Source organism: Pseudobacter ginsenosidimutans, from assembly GCF_007970185.1.
GTDB classification, from domain to species: Bacteria; Bacteroidota; Bacteroidia; order Chitinophagales; family Chitinophagaceae; genus Pseudobacter; species Pseudobacter ginsenosidimutans.
On record NZ_CP042431.1, the window covers coordinates 39757 to 59273 of the forward strand.

General features: G+C 46.8%; 14 protein-coding genes and 1 tRNA gene. 6 read left to right on the forward strand and 9 right to left on the reverse strand.

The features are described 5' to 3' along the window. Window positions 1–253: 253 nt before the first annotated feature. Window positions 254–5077 (reverse strand): T9SS type A sorting domain-containing protein, encoded by a 4824-nt coding sequence (locus tag FSB84_RS00205; protein WP_158643724.1) that lies wholly within the window; start codon window positions 5075–5077, stop codon window positions 254–256. 502 nt (window positions 5078–5579) lie between these two features. Between FSB84_RS00205 and FSB84_RS00210 the strand changes: the two genes are divergently transcribed. Together FSB84_RS00210 and FSB84_RS00215 are read left to right on the forward strand one after the other, a co-directional pair. Then, entirely contained in the window at window positions 5580–6656 is a 1077-nt protein-coding gene (locus tag FSB84_RS00210; RefSeq protein WP_130543565.1) for a sensor histidine kinase, read from the forward strand. Next, window positions 6653–7402, forward strand: coding sequence for a LytR/AlgR family response regulator transcription factor (locus FSB84_RS00215; RefSeq protein WP_130543564.1), 750 nt, complete (start codon window positions 6653–6655; stop codon window positions 7400–7402). Before FSB84_RS00210 ends, FSB84_RS00215 begins: the two co-directional genes overlap by 4 nt. Here the strand turns inward: FSB84_RS00215 and FSB84_RS00220 are convergent. After that, window positions 7399–7938, reverse strand: a complete 540-nt coding sequence (locus FSB84_RS00220) for a cupin domain-containing protein (protein WP_130543563.1) — start codon at window positions 7936–7938, stop codon at window positions 7399–7401. The two genes, FSB84_RS00215 and FSB84_RS00220, sit on opposite strands and share 4 nt — an antisense overlap. Before the next feature lie 201 nt (window positions 7939–8139). Between FSB84_RS00220 and FSB84_RS00225 the strand changes: the two genes are divergently transcribed. Further along, complete coding sequence (locus FSB84_RS00225; RefSeq protein WP_158643725.1) at window positions 8140–8883, forward strand: carboxypeptidase-like regulatory domain-containing protein; 744 nt, start codon at window positions 8140–8142, stop codon at window positions 8881–8883. Between the two features lie 86 nt (window positions 8884–8969). Here FSB84_RS00225 and FSB84_RS00230 read toward each other — a convergent pair whose 3' ends face one another. Together FSB84_RS00230 and FSB84_RS00235 are read right to left on the reverse strand one after the other, a co-directional pair. Further along, the gene (locus FSB84_RS00230; protein ID WP_130543561.1) at window positions 8970–10127 is read right to left on the reverse strand and encodes an RCC1 domain-containing protein; all 1158 of its coding nucleotides are present in this window, start codon (window positions 10125–10127) and stop codon (window positions 8970–8972) included. Between the two features lie 14 nt (window positions 10128–10141). Continuing rightward, window positions 10142–12196, reverse strand: a complete 2055-nt coding sequence (locus FSB84_RS00235) for a tol-pal system YbgF family protein (protein ID WP_130543560.1) — start codon at window positions 12194–12196, stop codon at window positions 10142–10144. 281 nt (window positions 12197–12477) lie between these two features. On the opposite strand from FSB84_RS00235, the gene FSB84_RS00240 reads away from it, so the two are divergent. Continuing rightward, the gene (locus tag FSB84_RS00240) at window positions 12478–12939 is read left to right on the forward strand and encodes a cupin domain-containing protein (protein ID WP_130543559.1); all 462 of its coding nucleotides are present in this window, start codon (window positions 12478–12480) and stop codon (window positions 12937–12939) included. On the opposite strand, the gene FSB84_RS00245 is transcribed toward FSB84_RS00240, so the two are convergent. Together FSB84_RS00245 and FSB84_RS00250 are read right to left on the reverse strand one after the other, a co-directional pair. Further along, complete coding sequence (locus tag FSB84_RS00245) at window positions 12926–13780, reverse strand: helix-turn-helix domain-containing protein (RefSeq protein WP_130543558.1); 855 nt, start codon at window positions 13778–13780, stop codon at window positions 12926–12928. The genes FSB84_RS00240 and FSB84_RS00245 overlap by 14 nt on opposite strands. 130 nt (window positions 13781–13910) lie before the next feature. Continuing rightward, window positions 13911–13984, reverse strand: a tRNA-Asp gene (locus tag FSB84_RS00250). Between the two features lie 210 nt (window positions 13985–14194). Between FSB84_RS00250 and FSB84_RS00255 the strand changes: the two genes are divergently transcribed. Both FSB84_RS00255 and dapA read left to right on the forward strand, forming a co-directional pair. Beyond that, complete coding sequence (locus tag FSB84_RS00255; protein WP_130543557.1) at window positions 14195–15178, forward strand: acetyl-CoA carboxylase carboxyltransferase subunit alpha; 984 nt, start codon at window positions 14195–14197, stop codon at window positions 15176–15178. A gap of 235 nt (window positions 15179–15413) precedes the next feature. Beyond that, window positions 15414–16295 carry a 4-hydroxy-tetrahydrodipicolinate synthase gene (gene dapA / locus FSB84_RS00260; protein WP_130543556.1) on the forward strand — a complete coding sequence of 294 codons (882 nt, stop codon included), beginning with the start codon at window positions 15414–15416 and terminating at the stop codon, window positions 16293–16295. A 52-nt stretch (window positions 16296–16347) separates the two neighbouring features. On the opposite strand, the gene FSB84_RS00265 is transcribed toward dapA, so the two are convergent. From FSB84_RS00265 to FSB84_RS00275, 3 genes are all read right to left on the reverse strand, one after another. After that, window positions 16348–17328, reverse strand: a complete 981-nt coding sequence (locus tag FSB84_RS00265) for a carboxypeptidase-like regulatory domain-containing protein (RefSeq protein ID WP_130543555.1) — start codon at window positions 17326–17328, stop codon at window positions 16348–16350. Between the two features lie 160 nt (window positions 17329–17488). Continuing rightward, a complete protein-coding gene (locus FSB84_RS00270; protein WP_130543554.1) occupies window positions 17489–18391 on the reverse strand; it encodes a ribonuclease Z in 903 nt (300 codons plus the stop codon). A gap of 125 nt (window positions 18392–18516) precedes the next feature. Further along, window positions 18517–19512, reverse strand: a complete 996-nt coding sequence (locus FSB84_RS00275; protein WP_130543553.1) for a bifunctional heptose 7-phosphate kinase/heptose 1-phosphate adenyltransferase — start codon at window positions 19510–19512, stop codon at window positions 18517–18519. Between the last annotated feature and the right edge of the window lie 5 nt (window positions 19513–19517).

Sequence of the window (19517 nt, forward strand, 5' to 3'; positions counted from 1 at the left end):
GATAACATTCAATGCCTGCAATAGCTTTCTCCCTCTACCTGATTCTCTGCATTTCCTGTTTTCTCCCCAGACTTTAACTTTTGATTCCTACCCAGTGATCACTAATCGCATATTGTTCTCATAGCAATTGTCCTCCGATCTTCATCGGAGGAATTTTGTTGCATCCGTAAATAAGCAGGGCGTCAACTTTTGGTTGACGCCCTTTGCTTATAGATGGAGGTTTTCCATCGACCTTAATAGCAGCTCTCCGAAGCTACTTCATTAATATTTTCATTGTTTTGATTCTGCTATTGTTCTTATCTGTTATCATCAGCCAATAAACACCTGGTGTAACCGATGCAGGCCGGGTAATGGTTTGCGTTTGCACATCCTGTTTCAGATAGATCTCCTGTGCAAACAATTCCTGTCCCTGCTGATTGATGAGGCGCATACGATAGATGCCTTTTTCAAATCCTCCGAATTTCACAACGAATGAATTGTGAACCGGGTTCGGCGCCACATCGATATTAGCATTCAGATTACCATTGAATTTGACCAGAATGATGGCAGAGTATTCAGAAGAACCATCTTTATCGATCATCTTCAGGCGGTAGTAATTATTGCCGCCGGAAGCAGTCCAATCGGTATAATTGTATTCGCTCAATATTGGATGACCTTTTGCAGCAACATTTGCAATAGCTGTGAAGCTGGTGCCGTCTGAGCTTCTCTGCAGCTCGTAATGTTCGAAGTTCAGCTCAGTGCTTGCTGACCAGTACAGTTCAACAGCTTTGTGGTTGGCAGTTCCCTTGAACTGGGTGAGCACAACAGGCAGTGGCCCTGAAACCTGTGCATTACCACCGAAGAACAGGTTATTGTCCACATCCGCAACATTGATCAGACCATCGTTGTCTGCATCTGCACCGTCCACTCTTCCATCATTGTCCTGATCCAGATCAAGGTTGAAATTCTCATTGGTATCGAAAGTGCCATCATTATCGCTGTCGAGATCGCGGTAGTCCGGAATGCCATCACCGTCTGTGTCCGGCAGTGTTGTAGCCGGTCCATCGCCTACTGCTGCTGCGGCTCCGTCCACCAGTGCGGCGATACCGTCTTCATCACCGTCGCATGATGCATTACCGCTTGCGCAATCGATGATACCATCAACGGTTGCATCGGAAGCTTCGTTGCCACCTTCTTTGGTATCGAATACGCCATCGTTATCACTGTCCAGGTCCATATAATCCGGAACAGTATCGCCATCTGCGATGGTAGCATTTGGATCGGTTCCGTCTGTATTCACAGGATCTGAAGTACCGGTGCCGGAACGGCCATCGCCAAACAGAGCATCTGCAAAGTCGACAATATCAGGAATACCATCATTGTCTCCATCAGTAATGTTATCGATCATTCCATCACCGTTCGCATCTGCAGGAGCGGCATCGGGAATACCGTTTCCATCGCGGTCGATTCCGCCTTCGATCACATCATTGATACCATCATTATCACTATCCAGATCCAGGAAGTTCGGCCTGGTATCGCCATCCTGATCAGGACGGAAACCTGTTGGCAGGCCGCTGCCATTCCTGTAGGACGAAACATTGGTATCAGGATCATCGTCCGGTCTGCCATCGCTATCCGTATCCGCACTTGTGAGGATCAACGGAGTGGCAAGACTGGTGGAATAACCGCTGGCGTTGACTGTTGGCGTTCCCGTACCTGCGAGGCCGTTACCATCGGGATCAGCGCCACCTGCTTCCAATACATCATTGATGCCATCGTTATCACTATCCAGATCGCGGTAATTCGGGCGAAGATCGCTGTCGAAATCAACGAGGAAAGTATTGGGTGATGGTCCGTCGTTCCACGCATCTGCAATACCATCGGCATTGCCATCGGTGGATATGATGAGGGATTTGGCAGTGCCTTCTCCGGGGTCTGTTGTTTCTCCGTCATTATCGAGATCTGCATCGTAGAGATTGATCCATCCGTCTCCTTCCGGATCGCTCAATGCAAAGGCTCCGGTGAAGTCTACTCTTCCATTGCCATCGGCATCGGCTCCTCCAGTTTCGATGAGATCGAAAATGCCATCATTATCGCTGTCTATATCGATGAAATCCGGAACACCATCTCCATCGGCATCGAATATCCTTCCTGAAACTGAGCCGGGGATGGAGCCGTTGGACATTTTAGAAACTGCTGCAGCATAGGTAGCTGCTGTACCGGGGATCACATCGATGGGCGTTAACAGACCATCACCGTCAGCATCACAACCACCGGCGCAATCCAGGCGTCCATCACCGTTAGCGTCAACGGCGCCTGCTTCGATCACATCGGGCAGGCCATCGTTATCACTATCGAGATCGAAATGATTGGGGATGCCATCTCCATCGGTATCATAATTTATGCCTACACCCAGCGCGTTAAGGCCGCCGGTTTGTGGGTTGGTGGGATCCATATAATTGGGAATTCCATCGGCGTCATCATCTCCGGAAGGATCATTGGTAGGTGTAAAGAAGCTATTGCCCGCTGTACCGAATTCATAACGGTCAGGGATACCGTCATTATCATCATCCACATCAATATCATCGGGAACGCCGTCACCATCATGATCTGTAGGACTAACGAGGCTCACATCGAAGGTATAGGCTTTACCCAGGCCATTGCTGCCGGCTGCAAATCCAAGTACGGTGCCAAGCGATCCGGGAATATTGAGCAAGGAAGCAAAATCCAGTGCTCTTCCCGGTGCGCCCACCAAAGCTTTCGGTTTGGCTCCACCGGTAGTACCTCTTGTATATCCGGCGCCAGCCACACTGAATCCCAGCATGGAAGCTGCATTGATGGATAGCAGGGCATCATTCCTGGCAAAAACAGTCCAGGATGGAGTTGCAGCATAGGTCCCATCAGCTTTGCCCAGGTAAACGTGGGCCATACCACCGGCAGCGTCAACTCCTAACGATAATACATCCACGCCGGTTGACAATGGTTCGCCAACAATGATATCTCCAAAACCATCATTATTTACATCTCTCATATTATCCATCGCCAAACCATAGAGAATGCTGGGTTTGAGTGAGAGGGAAGACAATAAGGTGAGGATCGTTGTATTTCTTGGTGTTTCCAGTCTTTGATCTGAACTAACGGGATTTGAAATAGCACCGGTCCTTCTTTTGAATACATGTATATTGCCGGCTTTCAGACCAAGGCTCAGTACATTGGTGAGTGTTCCGCCGAGTGGAGCGCCAACCAGTAAATTACCATTTCTTTCACCATCCGCACCGCGTGCGCCTTTTACTGAGTAGCCGAACAGGTTCACTGCATTGCTGAGCAGTCCTGATGAGCTGGCCTGTAAGCGGGCTGCGTAATCGGTAATAACTCCGGTTGCAACGCCGGTTCCTGCATATACATATGCCGTTCCGCCTAATACCTGGCCGTTCAACGCATTGGTTACGGCGGTGACAAGACTTAGCCCGGACAATAACGAATTGACAGTTCCGCCGCCTGGTGTTCCCACCACAACATCAGGAATATTATCTCCTGTGAAGTCACCGGTACCATCAACGCTCCATCCGTAGAGCAAGCCATCCACCTGCTGGTTATCCAGCAGACCAGAGATCAGGGGACCTGCTACTATCCATAAGAGTCCACCACCTGGAAGGGCATTGACGATGGTCCCAATTTGCGTGCTCAATCCCAATTGACCACCGGTAGGAGGTTTCAATGATTGAAAAGTAGAAAAAGTATTGGTGGGATTACTGAGATACAGGAAAGCTCCACCAATTTTAATACCTGATGCAGTGGGGTTGGCACCTTCATACAAAGGAGTGCCCACCAGGATCTCTGCTTTGCCATCGCCATTCATATCATCTGCAACGCCCACTGAAAAACCAAATAACTGGTTTTTAGCGATGCCGATATTGTTGGTCTGAAGTGGGCTGAAAGATAATCTGACCAATGGATTGGGAGCGGTTGTGAGTGTGACTCCATCAAACACATGCACAGCGCCAACAGTTCCCTGCAAGGTGCCGGTTCCGCCGCCGAAATCGATAGACACCATATCCAGTGGCGCTCCTACAACGATATCATTGTTATTATCGCCATTCACATCACCTGCAGCTACACTGAATCCGAACAGTGCGCCTACAATGGGAGTGCTGGAGCGCAATACTTTTGATGGAATAGTAGGCAAACCACCGGCTGCGCCCAGGTATACAAAAACTGCACCAGCACTGGCAAAGTTAGTGGGACCTATTACATCAATACAGGTTGGGGAGTTCACGGCAATATCATCAAAGCCGTCACCATTCACATCTCCCAGTCCAATTACACCGAAGCCGTATGCGGCATCCACCTGCAATTGAAGACTGGTCAGGAGCCCTGGCAGTACGCCATCCGCGGAAGTGGTCCAATCGGGCGTATGGTTCAGTGGATCGATGGTTACCGGGTATTCGGCATTTGCATCATCCACAACAATAGAAATGGTATTCGCTTGTTCGTTCAGCTCCATATGGGCAGCCAGGGGTTGTTGCCTGGCATCCCAAACTTTGAGATCGTCATAATACAATTTGATATCATTCTTATCACCACGGGAATGAAGCGCCAGTTTGCTTTCTGAGAGAAGCAAAGGTTTCAGGTCTCCGCTGATCCGCATGGATACGTTCAGCCGGCCGCCTCCTTTCGGGCGTTCTTTAACGATGAAATTCTGCCGAAGGCCTTTCTCATCATTCAGGTACTGGAGATCGTAAGAAGAGAATTGATAGCGCAATTCTTTTCCATCGATCTTTTTCCCCTGCGGTGCAGCAGCCATTAAACGATGGCCTTCCCTTCCAATGCCGAGCACCCTGAAAGTGGATGCCCATTGCTTATCCGAAGGTTTGTAAGTTACATTCCGGATGGTAATGGCATCCTGCTGAATGTTGAAGCCAATGCGGTTGGGGGAATTGATCACTCTCACCATTTTCTGTGAGGCCTGTGTAAAACTAAGTTCCTGCTGCTTCAGATAATTCACTGCTTCCGAGAACCAATCCTGAGATACGCCCTTCGGCAGAGCAGGCGCCTGGCCTGCTGTACCGGGAACAAGGGGTGCAACAGATTGCTGCAAGCCCTGTATTTGTGCGTATGATAGATTGGAAAACAGAAATGCAACCAGGAGTAGGACGTTTTTTGTAAAGGTTCGCATTCTCATATTTGGTAGGTTTGATTATGGAACATGGATTGTAACGTCAATTAACAACCGAATTCAAAAAGTCATGAAGGAACTAATTGAATTGATGGTTGGAATTGAAGCCTTAGACAGGGAGAGAGAGTTGCTGTGGACAGGGTTGATACAAGGGTTTAATCAGACTTAACCAAAGGTGAATACAGAGCTGTGTTGGTGCATTGGAAAGTAACGTTCTTCCGAAATTACTATATTAAAGGTATGACAAATTAGATGCGATAAATGCCCGGATGCGGTCAATTCACAGAGCTGCATTGAAAGCGGTTTATGTATACTAACAGTAAGGGTCACGGCCTTCATTCATCGCCGAAACCGCTTTTTCGTCTACTGAAGTTCCGGGAAACGGTATCCGGGCTTATCTTCGTGATCATCGAAAACGGCACCATTGTTCTCCAGACACCCCATACTGAAGCACCTGATATTCTGGCTATTCGCCTATTGTTTGCTTACGCTCATTTACAGCACGGCATTCGGAAGTTATGAACTTGGAGCTATAGTGATACTGATGCTCCTGCCTGTGCATATGCTCTATTTCTATCTTATTTCCAGGTGGGTACTTCCCCGGTTCTTTTTCCGGGGCAAGTATGTGCAGGCAACTTTTGCTGTACTGGGCGTTAGTTTGTTCATCGCCACCGTGTACAGACTCAATGAGATCTTTATTTCGGATCCTTATATTTTTGATTTTTATAAATCGCGTGACAGTCAGTTCACCTGGACTAAATTAGAAACTACCCGATGGAGACAATTCATCAATCCTCACGATTTTGTGAATGCATTCGAACGCAGCAATGTAGTGGTCTGGATCGGCATTACCCTGAAGCTATTCACCTTATGGCATGAAAGAAGACAGGCAGCACTGCAGGCAGAACTGAATTTCCTGAAGAGCCAGCTGAATCCTCATTTCCTGTTCAATGGATTGAACAACCTGTACGCATTGTCTCTGAACAATGCGCCTCAAACGCCGGAGATCATATTAGGTCTTTCGAATATCCTGCGGTATGTCTTGTATGAATGTAATGCTGATCATGTATTGCTCAAAAGGGATATCGAAGTGTTGAAAGATTATATCCGGCTGGAAAAATTACGGTATGAAGAGCGGCTGGAGCTGAATGTGAATATCAGTGAACATGGCAGTCATTGGAAGATTGCTCCCCTGTTAATGCTTCCACTGGTGGAAAATGCCTTCAAGCATGGCGCCGCTGAAACCGTGGATTCACCATGGATCAATATCGAGATATTTATTTCAGGGGATCAGTTAATTTTAAAGATCAGCAACAGCAAGCCGGAAACAGGCAATAGCGAAGGGAAGAAGCAACAGGGAAGGATCGGCATTGCCAATGTTCAGCAAAGATTGAAGTTGTTGTATCCCGGCATGCATTCATTCAAGTGGTATGATGAGGAAGATTGTTTTATCACAGAACTAAACGTTCCACTAATAGCAAGCAACAAAAGTTTACCATGACGATCCGAACGCTGATAGTAGATGATGAACCCCATGCAGTGGAGATCATTAGAAGATATTCGGCCAATATTCCCGAAATAGAAGTGATCGAAACCTGCAACAATGCCATCAAAGCTTTCCAGGTTTTACAGACCAGCAAGATCGACCTGTTGTTCCTGGATATCAAAATGCCAGGTCTCTCCGGAACGGACCTGGTGCGCAGTCTGAAAAAACCTCCCATGATCATTTTCACTACCGCTTACCAGGAGTATGCAATTGATGGATTTGATCTCAATGCAGTGGATTATCTTCTCAAACCCATCCCCCTGAACCGCTTTCTCAGGGCAATCGATAAAGTGATGCAGCTGATCAATGGCGACAGGTACGATGGGAATTTCGATGCGCCGGAAGTATCGGCCCCAAAGCCTTCCACACATTTCCTGTACCTGCGGATTGAACGGCGTCTGATCAAAGTGAATACAAAAGATATCCTGTGGATCGAAAGCATGAAGGATTATATTAAGGTGGTTACTACCGATAAATCATATACCACAAAACAAAAGATCAGTGTAGTGGAGAAACTGCTTCCTATCAGCGAGTTCATGCGTATCCACCGGTCTTATATCATACCCATCAATAAAGCTGAAGGCTATCATCCCAATCATATTTTGATAGCAGGCAACAAGATCCCGGTTGGCAGGAATTACAAGCAGGCCTGCTATCAAAAATTCAATCCCGACCAGGGAATGCAGTATATCCCTGACTAACTGCAATATCTATTCACCAGTCTTTTCCGCAGTCCGGTGATCCGGGCAATCATATCCAATACTGTGATCAATGGCCACAAAGCTTTGCCCGCGCCGGCCTGACGCATATCGCTCATTTTGGATACAACAGCCAGGTCGAGTATGTTCAATGGAATGCCTTTCTCATTGGTGCGTTTATCGCCTGCCAGGCCGTACAGAATGCACAAGGCATTTTCAAAGCCCTTTGATCCCGGCCTGATAATAGTAGTGAAGATCGTTTCCTTGTTGGATTGATTGGAGAAGCCATGTATATCCATTCGCTCCACTGTATAGTCCTGCCCTTCCATCAATACGATCTTTCTGTTCCTTAGTTCGATCGTCAATTGTCCTTCCAGTACAACAAAGGTTTCCTCGAAATTCCGGTGATAGTGCAATGGAGTGCCGCCTCCCGGCATCAGTTTCACCAGTAGCGCGGTGGTGCGGCCATTGGTCCCTGATGCCGTTTGCGTAAAAGTGACTTCATCTTTGATCAGCGGATTTACGATAGTTCTGCTCATGTGATTAATTTATGGCAAGAATAGATCACAGGTATGATCAGAACAATTTGAAACGACGAACGATGGTTTTAGGCTACACATGACCGAAATATGCATTTGTCGCCCATGCAGATCTTATGTCAACGAAACCCTTTTTTCCATCTACACTTTTTGAAGGGCCTGTACATCGCTTATACTTTTACGGAAGAAAATAAAAAAGAAATGAAAAAACTTCTACTGCACGCAATTTGTGTGCTTGTTACGATGACATCCTGTAAAAAAGGAAATGATGGGGATGATAGCATTAACAAGGCAGAGAAAGGTTATGCTACCGGGAAAGTGGCAGATACCAAAGGGAAGCCGCTTTCGAATGTTGAAATAACGGTCGAGAATGTATTGCCCGGGGCTTCCAACTCTTATACGGGAAAAACAGATGCCAATGGATTCTACAAAATAAAGATCGGGCCGGTTGGAGAATATCATGCCAGTGCATACCATACTGTACTGTATAACGGGGTTACCTACAGCCTCCCGATGCACAGCGATAATGATGCAGTTTTCAGCAATGAAGGTGCCGTCAGGAATTTCGAATGGAAGCTGACCGGAAGCATGTATAGCGGAGGCAGATATGGCTCCAGCATTACACTTGATGCAGATATCAATTTTATGATCAATGATCCGGAAAATATAGAGTATACATTGAAGCCTGTTGGCAAACTGATTGACGGGTCAGATGGCCAGGAACTGGTGCTGCATCCGGGACTGCCCAATACGGAATCCTATGGCAAGCTGCTTGATATTCCAATTGGAAGATATACACTCTCGGCCGTGTATCTGAACAGAGGCGCCAGAAAACCGCTCCGGTTGAAGCTGACGAATGATTATGATGCTCCTTACCGGGGAACTGTAACAATTGATTTTCCTGAATTTTTCTATGAGGGCGTTGCTGTGATGTACAACGAATAAATTTTTCAAGTGCAATAAGACCGGTGAACAAACTGGAAACCGGTGTTTATGTTTAACCTGCTGCATGTTCTCATGCGGCAGCTTTTTTAAAGCGGGGCCAGTTTGCCCAGGCTTTTGATCCGGATCACAGTCTTTGAATTTTTGTAGGCTCCGGTGGTTATCATTTGTGCCCCCCACCCCACCAGGGTTCCGTCATTCAATAGAGCAAAGCCGGATCCATTGCCGGCTTTAACTGCTTTCACACCTGAAAGTTTATGTACGTGAACGGGAGTGGAAGTTACATCACCGCCAAGCGGACCCAGTGCAGACAGCTCACCCCAACCCCATCCCATGACGGTTCCGTCTTTGCGAAGGGCCAGGATTCCGGAACTGGCATCGATCGCCTTTACATTGAAAAGTTTTATCACGCTTACAGGTATCAGACTTCTTTCATCTCTGGAGCCCTGGTATATTTTTGACGAAGGAACGCCAGTGCCCAGTTGCCCCTTGTAATTGGTGCCCCAGGCTTTTACCGTTCCATCTTTCAGTAATGCATAGCCGCCGTTCCGGCTTCCGGAAATTGCGATCGCATTTTCGATACCCGGTACTTTACCAGGTACACTTACAGACTTTACATCTCCGCAACCCAGTCTTCCCTGGTAGCCATCGCCCCAGGTCCAGACAGATCCGTCATCTTTCAGCGCCATCGGGCCGGATATGGCTATCACATGATCCAGGTTGATCACCTTTACGGGTTCTTTCTTTCCGGCAGCTGAAGCAGAATAAGCACCCGAAGTGATCTTTTCACCATCCCCGCACATACCTTCATTGCCGTTGCCCCATGCCATGACTGTTCCATCCCTGAGCAGCGCATAATTGGTTTTGCTGAAAGCGCTGATAGCGATAACATTCTTCAGTCCTTTGACCTTTACCATTCTTTCACTTTCCCTGATCTTTTTTGACACCAGATCAGGATCACCCAACTGATAATAATCATTCATTCCTAACGTATACACGTATCCGTTTTTATCAAGGACCAGGAGATGTTCCTCTCCACCGGAAACCTGAACAGCATTTTCTATATCAGGTATTTTTTGCATTTCTCCCCCAGCCTGCCATCTCATCACTTCACCATTGGACAATGCCATTACATGATTAATGCCTGTTTTGTTCCTGTAACTGCAAATCCAGTTGCCGGAAAAGGTCTGTGCAAAACTGCACAGACAGCTGATTGAAATAATGGTTACACCAAGTAATCTTTTCATATCTGGTTTATTGTTTAGAAGAATCCTGTTAATCCTGCCGGGCCTTGCTGGAAGCCGGAATTGGCGCCCAGTGAAATTTCGTATCCGAATTCAGATTGTAATTTTGAATCCAGCACGTTCAGCGGATCTTCCACCCAGGCGCTTGCCATTGCACCCGACTTCAGGCCGTAGTCGCCGCCCTTTCCATCTATGGTTACGTAAGCAGTGGCAGTAATTTCCACCGCAGCTCCTGCATTCAGGCGTATGAACTTACCTATGCCGGAAGGTCCCTGAATGCTTTTGGAAACAATTGTTCTGATCACAGAATAAGTGGTGCTTTTATTAACGAAGTCCTGTTTGAACTGAAGTTTCCAATTGTCCAATGCAGGAATGGCTTTACCCAGATCGAGGGTTACTCCTGCTTCTTTACAATTCATATCTGCCTGTACCACGCCGAAATCGAAATTCACATTGATGGGACAGATGGGCCGCATGATCTCTCCAAAAGTGAATTTCTCCAGCTTCTTCATCAATTGTGAGCAATGAGGTGAAGTGGGCGTATATCCCACCATTTTTTCAATGGTTGCCAGGTATTCAAGTGCAGCGGCATAGTAGTTTGCATTGGCCAGGTGTTCATTCACTCCAATCAGGTAACCCCATTTGGATTTATGATAGAAGATCTCGGCAGCATATTGTTTCAAGCGTTTATCGAATTCATCTCCTGCATTGGCCAATGCTTCCAGATATACTTTGTGTCTTTCATTCAAAGCAACACACTCCCGCTTTGTCAACTGTTCCAGTATCTGGCATCCTGCTGCGTTTCCCTCGCCGCAGTCATAAGGTTTTTTCTTTTCTGCAAATTCCCGGTTGATATTGGCAACGGCGAATTCATAATTACGCGTTTCAATGGCAATGGTAGTGTCGAATCCGATCTTCAGTTTTTTCACTTTTGCCGGCAGCTCGTATTGGATGTATTTGCAGGAATAGATCTTCATTGCTTTCTTTACCAGGTCGGAGATCGGCATACGGCCTGGTATACGACCATTAGCGAAAACAAAATCCTGGAAACTCTTCATGTCCCTGTTCAGCTGTTGCTGGCCAAGTTTCTCTTCTTCATTATGGAGTTTGCTTATTTCACCTTTATATCTACCTATCTCTTCGCGGAATGCTGCCCTTTCTGCCAGCACAATTTCATATTCCTCCGGAAGGCGCTGGTGCCGCGGTTTCCTGATCTTGTACATATTGAAATAATCAGGCAATCCTGTTTTTTTTACAAACCCGCTGTAATGGTCCCCATCCGGATCCAATTCATCCAGCAGGTCCATGCATTCCTGGTCCATACCTGTTTCCACCGCGTTCTTCGCGTATTTGACTGCATCCTGTTTTTTCCCGTTGAGCTGACTGATCCTGGCAGCCATCTTGTTGGCGGCAGGATGTTTTGGTTCATCCAGCATGCACTTGATGAAATAATACATGGCGCTATCCTTCATTCCACAACCAGCGAAAGCCTGTCCCATATTATTAAGGAACAAGGTGGTTTTGGGATAACGCTGCACCAGCCCGCGCATGACCGGCACTGCTTGTGCTGGTGCGCCCGATTCAATCAGGATAGTGGCAAAACTATTTGTGTTCAGGTCGTTGTCCGGATCTGAGATAATTGCATTCCCACTTATCCACGCTGCAAGCACTGCATCGCCCTGCTGATAGAAATAGATCGCATACTGACTGAGATAAACGGAGTTGGTGTTCATCTTTGTAAGGATCTCATTGCCCAGTTCACGCCGGGCTGCAGATAATCTGGGTTGCATTTTTTTCATCATGCCATCAACAAATGTTTTGAGCGAAAGGCCACTGACCTGTGCCGGAAGCCCTGCCAGGCTTACCTTTTGAAGACCTGCGTTCACTTTATCCTGTGCAGTATTGGGCTTTGATGGAGCAGTGGCAGTAGTGGCAATGCCCATCTTTTTCTTCATTGCCTCTATTTCAGCCGGAGATATTTTTTGTCCGGACATTGCTTTTCTCTGAAGCTCTTCAGCCATGGCTTTCGCTTCTTCCGGAGTGACCTTTTTTTGTGCGATGGTTGCTTGCATGCACAAAACTGAAAACAACAAAATCAATACCCCCTGCAACCTGGAACGATAATCTTGCATTACTAACCTTCTGAACATTTTTAACTGATTTGATAAAAGAATCAACTGCAAAAATTCATGAGATCAGAGCTGCGCCCAAGCTGGGTTGACATACACCAGCTATCGTCGATGAACAGCAGGAAAGTGATATGGATCTGGGAACAGCCTAAAAAAAACTGGTCGGGTCCATACAATTTTTTGTTGTGCTGACTTTTGAACTTTGTGCCGTAAAAACAAAGAACATGCAATCATCAAAGATCATTTCAGGTTACAGGAATTACAATGGCGGGTATTTCAAAACACTAATCAAGCCCGATGATACAGGAGGAGCAATGGCAATGATCGATATCACGTTGCCGCGTGGAGTTGAGCCGCCGCCGCATGTTCATAAGAATGAAGACGAGATCTTCTACCTGCTGGAAGGAAATATCAGGTTCAGGATCGGTGATAATGAAATAGAAGCCAGTGCTGGAGATGCAGTGTTTGCACCCAGGATGACACCCCATCATTTCATAATCGAAAATGAACAGGCAAGGTTCCTCAATATCATGACACCGGGTAAGCTCATTGATTATTTTGTGGAATTCAGTACACCTTCACAAAATGATCTGGTGGTTACACCGCCACAGGGGCCGCCTCCTGCCGAAGCTATTGCACATATGGTAAGCCGGCTGGAAGAAGTATATGGCATCAGACTGCTTTGATGAAGTTGCCGGTGAAACAATTTCCATTTGTAACGAATAATTCATCTGAACCCAGGGAGCGGAGTTGTGAAGGCCTGCTCCCTGCAAACTGTTTGAAATCGTGGGCAAAATGGGCCTGATCATAATAACCGATCGTGTGAGACAAACTGGTGAACGATGTTCCGGGATATTTATCAAGATACCTGAAAGCATGGTTCAATCGTATCAGTTTTCGATATTCATTCGGTGTTAGTCCAACATGCTTTTTGAATATACGTTCCAGGTGACGTTCTGAAAAAGGCAGTTGGCTCCTTACATCAGTAATCGTCAGGTTGCCCATCGATTTTTCAAATACTGCTATCGCATAATTGATATGATCCGTTTGATGCAGTGGAGGCAACAGTCTTTTCTCGAAAAATGCATTCAGAACAGAGCAGGTCATTTCCGGAAACTCCTGCAATTGCTCATACAGGAAATTGGCTGCGTATCCGAAAACCGACCACAAACCGATGCATGCCTTATTGGTGAATTCACTGATATCCTGTTTAATAAAGTGTCGTAAACCGGAAGGTTTGAATTGCACTTTCAGCATTTTGGTATGCCCGCTGAATTCCAGCCAGACGGGCCCTTTCAGTTGCCCCACAATAAATGCCTTTGTTGTGAATGCTGCGGGGGCATCACTGCTTCCGATCCTGTATTGATGCGGGTCTCCAAAAATGAAAAGCAATGATGGCTTGCCGAAAGGAATGAGACGCCACTTGCGGAAAGGTTGTGTAAGGGTATCCCAGTTGATATCCATCGTGGAGTAGCTGTCTATATATGGCTGCAGAATTGCTGAAGGCTGATGATTACTGAATTCCATTTTCCAAAATTCCAATCCTTCCCGGAGTTGATAAAAAAGAGAAGACGAATGACGGGGAGTGTCGATAGACAGTTGAAAGATACGGAGGGGCTGAAAACAAAAAAGGCTCACATTTCTGTGAACCTTTCTGCGGACTGGACGGGACTCGAACCCGCGACCTCCGCCGTGACAGGGCGGCATTCTAACCAACTGAACTACCAATCCTCTTACTAAGACGAACTTAGCAACCTCAGAATATATAGTGTTTATCACTTTCAAGAGCTGTTCCCAAAACCTTCATTCTCACTTTATTCTCAGACCTTTACGTCGTTTTTGGGACTGCAAATATAGGTCTTTTTTCCACTTACCAACAAAAATTTTTAAAAAAATTTTCAACCCTTAACTTTACCGCCTCTTATTACAATTACCCGACTTATGCCGCAAGACAAAAACCGTCAGTTCCTGGAATTTGAAAAACCAATCAAAGAGCTTTTTGATGATATTGAGTCGCTCAAGCAGAAAGCCGAAAAAAGTAAGATCGATCTTACAGATCCTATCCGGAAACTCGAGGAGCGTGTGATCGAAGCCCGCAAAGCTATCACACAGAACCTGACTCCCTGGCAAAAAGTTCAACTAAGCCGCCATCCGGACCGTCCCTATACCATGAAGTACATCGATAAAATGACCACTGAATTTGTGGAGCTCTTTGGAGATCGCAATGTGAAGGACGATAAAGCGATGGTGGGTGGATTTGCTTCACTGGATGGGCAAACTGTAATGCTCATTGGTCAGCAGAAAGGTATCAATACCAAGGCGCGTCAGCTGCGCAATTTCGGTATGGCCAATCCTGAAGGTTATCGCAAGGCGCTCCGCCTGATGAAGCTGGCTGAAAAATTCAACAAGCCTATCATCACCCTCATCGATACTCCAGGCGCCTATCCCGGCCTTGAAGCCGAAGAGCGTGGACAGGGCGAAGCCATTGCCCGGAATATTTATGAGATGTGCCGCCTCACAGTTCCCGTGATCTGCGTGATCATCGGCGAAGGGGCTTCCGGTGGAGCCCTCGGCATTGGCGTGGGAGATCGTATCCTCATGCTGGAGAATACCTGGTATACTGTTATCTCTCCTGAATCCTGCTCCTCCATCCTCTGGCGCAGCTGGGAATACAAAGAGAAAGCAGCTGAACAACTGAAGCTCACACCTGATTATATGCACCAGTTCGGTATCATAGACGCCATCGTTCCCGAACCACTCGGCGGCGCTCACTGGGATTACCAACAGGCAGCTGATCTTCTCAAACCTTTCCTGCTGGATGCGATCAATGAACTCAAACAACTCGATCCGCAGGAACGCATCAAAAAACGTATCGAGAAGTTCAACAAGATGGGCTTCTGGGAAGAATTACCAGTTGAAGGATAATTTAAATTTGTGTGGTAATCAATTGTCCACTACTTTTGACACCGTTAAATGCAAAACATTCAGAAACATACAAAGCAAGTCAAGACCATCTCCATACAAGGGAAGGGTTGATCACCGTTTTGTGTGTCAGCAAAATAATAGAAGGCCTTCCCATCAAGGAAGGCCTTTTGTATTTTATGTAATGCGATAAAGACATACACTGTTCACAACACTCAAAACCAAAAACAATTTTCAGATGTCTCTCAGGCAAACTCTTTCAGGTACAGGCGTTGCGCTGGTCACTCCTTTCCGCTCCAATATGGAGGTGAATCTGGACGCGCTCGGCCGCATTATCGACTTCGTGATCGATGGCGGCGTAGAATATGTGGTAACACTCGGCACCACCGGCGAAACACCCACCCTGAGCAAGGAAGAAAAGATCGCCATTATTCAATACACTTATGAGAAAGTAGGCAACCGCGTTCCTGTAGTTGTAGGCGTTGGTGGAAATGATACCACCAATCTCGTAAAGGAACTGGAACATCTCCCGCTTGAAAAAGCCACTGCCATCCTTAGTGCTGCTCCTTATTACAATAAACCTTCGCAGGAAGGCATCTTCCAGCACTATAAAATACTGGCAGCCGCTTCTCCCAAACCTATTCTACTGTACAATGTTCCTGGCCGCACAGGAAGGAATATGAGCGCAGACACCACTATCCGCCTTGCAAAAGAAGTTGCCAATATCGCAGGTATCAAGGAAGCCAGCGGTGATATGGCGCAATGCATGCAGATCCTGCGCGACAGGCCCGAGAATTTCCTGGTAGTGAGTGGAGACGATGCGCTGGTTTTGCCACAGATCGCATGTGGTATGGACGGTGTGATCAGCGTTGCAGCCAATGCCTTCCCCAAAGCATTCACCAATATGGTGCGTGAAAGCCTCAAAGGGAATTTCAAAGCAGCCAAATCCCTCAACGATCCGCTCATCCAGGCTTATGAACTCATGTTTGCAGAAAACAATCCTGCAGGCGTGAAAGCATTCATGACTGAGCTTGGACTGATCGAGAATAATCTGCGTCTCCCCATGACGCCACTCAGCGCCGGATTGCATAATAACGTTAAGGGTTACCTGAAGAAATAAATAACAAGCCCTGCAACTTTTCATTGCAGGGCTTGTTCCTTTGACATATCTCCTATAAGCTCAGTTTGATCTCCAGTGCATCCCAGTTGCTTCTGAAACTGGATACCATTACTGGTGTGTATTGCCAGTTAGGCGTAAACGTTACTGTTGAAGTTCCAAGGGCATTATCAGGCCTGAGGCCAAGCTTTTCATAAACATTTTTTACAGTGCCTGTTGCCTGCATCTTCAGCTTTCGCCCATCACTCAATTGGGCTTTAATATTATATTTTCCAACAGGGATATTCACAATATTGAAAGCATCGGAATCGCCAAGCTGCCTGGTGATCCTGAAAGATTTGGTTTCGCCGTACATACATGGTTCCGCAGGTGTGAGCTCAATTATGATCACACCACTGGAAGGCAGATAGCCATCATAATGATCCCCCGGGTAATTGATATTGCACCAGAAATATAATGCACCTCCATAATAATTGGTTTCGTTATTAGGCTGGGCAGCTATCTCATCCGGATTTGCAGGACCGTAAGATAATAATACAAAGTTCTTGACTACTCCCTGACCGGAAGGAAACGAAGTAGTGCCTCCTGCCGGATACAACCCTACCACAGCAGGTGTTTCATTGTAACTGATGGTAACTGCTGTACCAAAAAAGTAAGCAGCACCTGCAGGGATCTGAAATTCGTAGTAACCATTTTCATCGGTAACACCAGAACCGCTTGAATACCATCCACCGGTCATCGAAGAAGATACACCAATATGCGCCCCTTTGATTGGCTTGCCACTCAGATCCGCAACATATCCCCGGGCTATGTTTTTCTTTACCGATAAGGAAGGGAAGTTCGGCATTCGTGGTATGGTGTTGCCCATTACATTTACATAATAGCCATTCCCTGAAATAGTGAATTCCTGATGACCATTCACCACAGGTAAAGCTGGTTGTTCTCCCCATTTTCCCTGCGCGGAAGCATCATTCGTTTTTCCTGAACACCCTGCAAACACTACACTTGCGAGGAGAAGATGATAGAAAAGTTTCATTGACTGCTGTTTTATTTTTTTGTTTTTTGATTAGGAAAAACAAAAGTAAACGGCAGCTTTCTTACAGATAAATAAGAAAGATGGAGGATGGATTGTATCGACATACGCTGAAATACCTATTCGGTTTGGCGTTAGTCTACCGATAGTGTTGTTGGTCTATCTATCCCCTGAAAGTAACCCCCTCAATAGCGAGGTCTGTGGCAGGAAAAACTTCGCGGGCTTCTGCCTGGAACTGATCGAGGTTTTCGTATTTGGAACTGAAATGTCCGATAAGCAACCTGCCTACATTGGCGCTCTTCGCGATGTTGGCAGCCTGTTCGGTAGTGGAATGGAAGCGGGCGGCAGCGCGATCGTTAAGCTCCCTGAGATAGGTAGTTTCATGATAGAGCATATCAACTCCTTCGATGCGGGGGATCAGCTCTTCATCATAGATAGTATCGGCGCAGTATGCGTAAGATTTTGGTTTGGCTGCGGGATCAGTTACCATTTCATTCATCACCAGGTTACCGCTCTGCGTGGTATAATTCTCGCCCCATTTAAGCTTGTCGTAGAATGCAGCGGGTACGCCATGCCGTACGGCTTTCTCGGGATTCACTCTGCGCGGCGCTTTCACCTGTTCGAAACGGAAGCCCCAGCAGGGAATGCGGTGCTTGGTTGGGAAGCAGGTGACTTTAAATTTATCCGTCTTCACCAGCACACCTTCTTCCGTAAGCGGATGGAAATGCAATTTGTAGGGAAGCACTGTGCTCGCTGCCTTGAATTGCAGGTCCAGTATAGGTTCCAGCTCAGGCGGCGCAAAGAGGTGCAGATCATTCTCGCGATGCAGTAATCCCATGCTGTTAAGGAATCCCGGCAGCCCGAAATAATGGTCGCCATGAAGATGTGAGATGAAAATATAATTGATGCGGCCCCAGCGGATCCGGTAGCGGCTGAGTTGCACCTGCGTGCCTTCTCCACAGTCTACCAGGAATAGCTGGTCATCCAATGTAACCAACTGGGCCGTCGGATGACGGTCGTAGGCGGGTAATGCAGAATTATTTCCAAGGATCGTAACAGCCAGCATTCAGTACATTATTTCAAATGGTCATATATCACTTAAAGACTTTCACAGCGGTTGCTTTGCTGCACAATACCAACAAAATACCCTGTTTATGCGGGGAAAGCCCGGAAACCGGACTGTAACCGGGACTAATTTAGTAAAATCCTGCATTCCTGCAAGAGACGATCGCGGTTGATGGCGGCTGTGCCTACTTCTTCGCAGACCAGTCCCCCGGCAATATTGGCCACTTCGGCCATCAGCTCCACACTGCCGGTGGCGGCATAGATGAGTGAAGCCACGGCAATCACCGTGTCTCCGGCGCCGGATACATCCGCAATATTCCTCAGGTGGGAAGGAATGATGCGGCTGCTGTTATCGTCCTGGTAAAACACTCCTTTCTCAGAAAGTGTGATGAAGGAAATATGATGTTGTAAATGTTCCTGGAGTTTTTGGTGTACCTCATTGAGTGTATCCTGGTTCACTTCCTCGAAGATGATATTGAGGCCTTCTTTCACTTCTTTAAGGTTGGGCTTGAAGATATCAACGCCATTGTAGGCGAAGAAATTCTTGCGCTTCGGATCTACCGTGGTAAGCACTTTGTATCGTTTGCAGAGAGCGATCACTTTTTCGATCACAGAACTGGTGAGCACGCCCTTGTTGTAATCTTCAAAGATCATCACATCGGGTTGCTGCTCCTGCAGGAATTTCTCAACTGTGTTCAGTAAAACTGTTTCATCGGCCTCATTGAGATCTTTGGTGATCTCGGCATCGAGGCGCATCATCTGCTGGTTGCGGCTGATGATCCTGCTTTTATTGGTGGTAATACGATGACTGCTTTGCAGCAGGTAGCTGGTATCGATCTTTTGTTTATCGAAGAGATGTTTGAGAGCGATCCCGTCATCATCATTGCCCATTACAGAGATAATACTTACCTGGGCATGCAGGGAAGCGAGATTGAGCGCCACATTGCCTGCTCCTCCGATCCGTTGTTCCTTTCTGTCAAGCGCCACAACAGGCACCGGCGCTTCCGGTGAAATGCGTTCCACATGCCCCCACCAATAGGTGTCCAGCATCACATCCCCTATCACTCCTACTTTAATATTTTGAAACTTTGCGAATAACTGCTCAAAATCTGTCACTGCCATAAATT

Excerpts from the sequence above, each read along its gene's own strand:
- FSB84_RS00215 (WP_130543564.1), top strand. The coding sequence starts at position 6,653 with ATGACGATCCGAACGCTGATAGTAGATGATGAACCCCATGCAGTGGAG.
- FSB84_RS00220 (WP_130543563.1), bottom strand. The coding sequence starts at position 7,938 with ATGAGCAGAACTATCGTAAATCCGCTGATCAAAGATGAAGTCACTTTT.
- FSB84_RS00225 (WP_158643725.1), top strand. The coding sequence starts at position 8,140 with ATGAAAAAACTTCTACTGCACGCAATTTGTGTGCTTGTTACGATGACA.
- FSB84_RS00230 (WP_130543561.1), bottom strand. The coding sequence starts at position 10,127 with ATGAAAAGATTACTTGGTGTAACCATTATTTCAATCAGCTGTCTGTGC.
- FSB84_RS00235 (WP_130543560.1), bottom strand. The coding sequence starts at position 12,196 with ATGCAAGCAACCATCGCACAAAAAAAGGTCACTCCGGAAGAAGCGAAA.
- FSB84_RS00240 (WP_130543559.1), top strand. The coding sequence starts at position 12,478 with ATGCAATCATCAAAGATCATTTCAGGTTACAGGAATTACAATGGCGGG.
- FSB84_RS00245 (WP_130543558.1), bottom strand. The coding sequence starts at position 13,780 with ATGGAATTCAGTAATCATCAGCCTTCAGCAATTCTGCAGCCATATATA.
- FSB84_RS00255 (WP_130543557.1), top strand. The coding sequence starts at position 14,195 with ATGCCGCAAGACAAAAACCGTCAGTTCCTGGAATTTGAAAAACCAATC.
- dapA (WP_130543556.1), top strand. The coding sequence starts at position 15,414 with ATGTCTCTCAGGCAAACTCTTTCAGGTACAGGCGTTGCGCTGGTCACT.
- FSB84_RS00265 (WP_130543555.1), bottom strand. The coding sequence starts at position 17,328 with ATGAAACTTTTCTATCATCTTCTCCTCGCAAGTGTAGTGTTTGCAGGG.
- FSB84_RS00270 (WP_130543554.1), bottom strand. The coding sequence starts at position 18,391 with ATGCTGGCTGTTACGATCCTTGGAAATAATTCTGCATTACCCGCCTAC.
- FSB84_RS00275 (WP_130543553.1), bottom strand. The coding sequence starts at position 19,512 with ATGGCAGTGACAGATTTTGAGCAGTTATTCGCAAAGTTTCAAAATATT.